A 4,048-nucleotide genomic window follows, 5' to 3' on the forward strand; every position below is an offset into this window, starting at 1 on the left:
CGAAAAATAGCCTCCGAATCCTTGCCATATTCCTGTCCCTTCCCCTTCATGCTTTCAAATATTCGATTCTCCGGGAGTTAAGCTTTATCGGAATGTCGGGAAGTCTCTGTTCCGGTTTGACAAATGTCATCCTTTTTGAACGGGCTGCGCAGGCCACCGGTTCGTTTGTCACGAAATGTGCTGTTTCGGTAGCGAAAAGTCAAATTGAAATCGTTCATTTTTTGAGGTGAAATAGAAAAATAGGTGGTTATTGTAAATCTCTGTTTTAGTGCGGAATATTCAAGTGTCAACAAATTGTCAACAAAATAATATAGAAATAAGGAAAGGTATTTGTATCATTGCATCTACAAACGCTATTAATATGAATAGGCAGATTCGTTTTATATTATTCTTGTTTATCGTTAGCCTGACCGCTTGCCAAAAACAATCTCATATCCTCCCTTTATTGCAGGAAGCCGAAACCCTTATGGACAGCCGGCCGGACAGTTCGTTGTGCCTGCTGGAATCCGTGCAGTCTCCGGAAAACCTTTCGGCGGCAGAATATGCCACCTGGTGTTTACTGGTCACGCAGGCGCGGGATAAGAATTATGTGGAGCATACGTCGGATTCGATGATCGGGGTGGCGGTAAGGTATTTTGAGAAACAGAAAGATCCGCATCGGAAAGCACAGGCTTATTATTGTCAGGGGAGGGTGTTGTCAGATCTGGATTTGGAAGAAGAGGCACTGGAAGCCTATTTGAATGCGAAGGAGCAAGTGGCTCAAACGCCTGATTTTAATTTACGGGCTCGTATAAATAATCATTTGGGAAGTTTGTATTGGAAAAATATGAATCAGCGGGAAAGTATTGTTTATTATAAAGAAGCGTATCAGGCGTATACCAATGATTCAGATACGGCAGGTATGGTCAATACATTATGCAATGTCGGAAAAAGTTTGCATGGACTGAATTTACTTGACAGTGCCTTCATTTATTATGAGAAAGCGTTGCAATTGGCAAATGAGGGTCATGCTCAAGGACAAAGAGGTACAATTCTTACCTCTCTTGGTAATATTAGTGAAGAGCGAGGAGAATATACCACAGCATTGGAATATTATCGGGGTGCATTAGAAAGCACCGATAATCCGAAATTTCTGGATACAGAATATTATAATCTGGGAGATATTTATCATGTCTTGGGGAAAAACGATTCTGCTTTGTTTTATATTGAAAAGATTTTGGGGAGTGAAAATGTATTTATTCAATGCAATGCCAATCGCCTGTTATATCAATTGGCGAAAGAAAGCAGGGCATATGATTCTGCTTTCATGTATAATGAGACCTATTTGCAGTTAAGAGATTCCATTGAGCATGTTTATCGTCCTCAGGAATTGGAACGGGTAAAAGCTTTATATAACAAGGAGCGGGTAGAGAGCCGGCACTACAGGCAAATGCAAGAAGACAGGATTCGGATATTTGTGTTGATAATCCTGGTATTGGCAAGTTTGATTGTCGGTACGTTTATCTATTCCTATTTTAATAAGAAGTTATCTTTGCAGAGATTGCGCAATCAGGAAGCACAGAAAATGTTGGATGAAAATAGGAGGCAATTATCTGTCAAAAACAAAGAGCTGAGTGATAATAATGTGAAATTAGAAATGGCTCAGCAATCGCTTTGTCATATTCAGGAGGAAAAAGACTGTTTGGTTCGAGAAAGAAACGAACAAGTCCATATACTGAAGGAAGATAACCGGAAACAACAGGCTGAATATGAACGAAAGTTGGAAGAAATTGAAACCCAATGGCAGGAAGCAATCGGAGAAAAAGAAAAAATACTGCATGAAAAAGACGTTTTAATCAATCAAAAAGATTTATTGCTTAGCCAACGAGATCAGCGGTTAAGTTCGATGTCGAAAAATGAAAAGCAATATAAAGAGCAGATCGGGATTCTGACGGATGAGCAACAGAAAACAAAGCAGGAGATGGAAACTTTATGTTTAGAAATGGAAAGACTACGATCGGAAAAAGAAATGCAATTACAACAGGAGCTGAAAAGCAAAGAAGAATTTAGTTCCCTCTGTAAGATGTATGAAACTTGGCAGAAGGAGTTGATCGGTCAGAATAGCTGTTTGTTCCGTATTCAGGAGCGATTAATTTTGGATATCTGGAAAGATCAGGATTGGAAAGTCTTTATGGATAATTTCGATCAGGTATATCCCGGCTTTATTAGACGGCTAACCGACTGTTTTAATTTGACCGATCGTGAAATCCAGATTATTTGCCTAACCAAATTGGGGCTGAAAACAGGAAAGATTGCCTGTGTGTTGGGCTTGGGAGAAGACATGACCCGGCGTATAAAATCGGGCATCCGGAAACGCTGCTTCCCAACGTTAACAACTTTATCTTTGGACAAAATCATAAGAAATTGGTATTAGTGATTCCTGTTTTTTGGCTAAAAAACAGGAAATAGAATCTTTGGCTCTAATGAAACGGTTGTTAAGTGTTTGAATGTGATGGTATTAAAAAAATAAGGGAAAACGTATTTATTCCTGTTTTTGTAATAGAGAAGGGCTTTATATTTGCATTACAAACTTTAAACAGAATGCTTTATGAAGAGGATATCTTTTCTTTTTTTGATTACCGCATGGGTATTGACATTTGTTTCTCCTTCTCTATTATCTGCTAAAGTAACAGACACGCGTGATATAGAGTTGCGGGCAAAATATGGAGATAAGGATTTACGTAGCCTACTGCCTGTTCGTGCTTGGATAGACAATCAAACGGTTTATGTGTCGTTTCTTGATTCGCCGGAAACTGCGACTGTCATTATTACAAATGGCGAAAATGGCGAGAGCGTGACAACCTCTTTTTCTTCTCTGAAAACGGTTCTTATCACTTTAGGTGATAAAGGGAAATATAGGATAGAAATTAATTATGGGACTGAAGTTTTTGAAGGAAATTTTAATATAAAGTAGTAGTTTTTTAATAGAATAAGTCGGTGTATCTTCTCTTATTATATAATTAATTAAAAATTTATAGAATATGGATGCTTTAAAAAATCTTGTTTTGAATGGTAAATGCAGAATCTTGAACTCTCAAGAAATGAAGTTAATTAAAGGACAGTCTTATTTCGCTTGTTCTTGTGATGGTCAAGGGGCCAATCCTCCTTTTAAAAAGTCATGGGTGGGGATGTATTTTAGCACGGATGATATGAGCAGTGATCTTCGTCAAGCATGCAAACATGGTGGTGGCTGTCGCCAATTATGAAAGGATAAACTTGAGACTTACTGGAAGTTGTAAGTCTCAAGTTTTTTTAGTCTTAAAATGGATAGAATATGAGATGTAATGGGATTTTATTATTATTTATTTTTATCTTAGTATTTAATTCTTCTTTTGCGGAAGATTTGCCAGTAATTCATGTATCAAAAAAACGTCCAGAGGTAAAGGCGAAAATGAGTGTGTTTTTTGATTCTGTTCGTTATGTTCCATTAGAAACGACTGATGTTTGTTTGTTGGGATTAGGAACTATGGGGGTAAATCAGATCGGGGATAGTTTATTAGTATGGGATTCAGATAATTGTTTCTTATTTGATTCTAAAACTGGGAAATTTTTAAGAAAAATAGGGCATAGAGGTGATGATCCAGAATCTTTTCGTATGACGTATGGTAATTTTTATAATCCATATGATAATCTAATTTATTTTTTTGGTGATTATAATTCTTTAGTTTGTTACGATCTGAATGGGGAATTTGTTGGTAAAATAAAAATACCTATGAGTTCAAACTGGTCTTCTTCTAAATGTGTAATCCCATTAGATTCAACGATGTTTTGTGCTTTTTTTTCGAATTGTAACGGTTCAGAGTCTAAAAGAATCATATTGTTTGATAAAAGTGGAAGAATTGTAAAAATATATCCGAATTATCATTTTGTAAAAACAAATCAGTTTGTTTATGACTCTAATGATGGGCTTTTTTTATCGATATAATAATCATGTTTATTTAGAGAAAAGTTTATAGACACAGTATATCAGGTTAATAAAGAGTTGTTACTTCCAATGCTAGGTTGGACT

Annotated in this window: 4 protein-coding genes; all 4 read left to right on the top strand. The window is 36.6% G+C overall.

All coding sequences use genetic code 11. The features are described from left to right. Nucleotides 1–268 precede the first annotated feature (268 nt). The 4 genes from DW083_RS21650 to DW083_RS21665 all read left to right on the top strand — a co-directional run bounded on the left by DW083_RS21650 (nucleotide 269) and on the right by DW083_RS21665 (nucleotide 3,964). Nucleotides 269–2,413, top strand: coding sequence for a tetratricopeptide repeat protein (locus DW083_RS21650; RefSeq protein ID WP_147382179.1), 2,145 nt, complete (start codon nucleotides 269–271; stop codon nucleotides 2,411–2,413). Nucleotides 2,414–2,587: 174 nt separating this feature from the next. After that, the gene (locus DW083_RS21655) at nucleotides 2,588–2,953 is read left to right on the top strand and encodes a DUF3244 domain-containing protein (protein ID WP_122333795.1); all 366 of its coding nucleotides are present in this window, start codon (nucleotides 2,588–2,590) and stop codon (nucleotides 2,951–2,953) included. 67 nt (nucleotides 2,954–3,020) lie between these two features. Further along, entirely contained in the window at nucleotides 3,021–3,245 is a 225-nt protein-coding gene (locus DW083_RS21660) for a hypothetical protein (protein WP_122333796.1), read from the top strand. Nucleotides 3,246–3,313: 68 nt separating this feature from the next. Beyond that, nucleotides 3,314–3,964, top strand: a complete 651-nt coding sequence (locus DW083_RS21665) for a DUF4934 domain-containing protein (RefSeq protein ID WP_122333797.1) — start codon at nucleotides 3,314–3,316, stop codon at nucleotides 3,962–3,964. Nucleotides 3,965–4,048: the final 84 nt, after the last annotated feature.

The sequence above is a fragment of the Parabacteroides sp. AF48-14 genome (assembly GCF_003477465.1).
Classification (GTDB): Bacteria; Bacteroidota; Bacteroidia; order Bacteroidales; family Tannerellaceae; genus Parabacteroides; species Parabacteroides acidifaciens.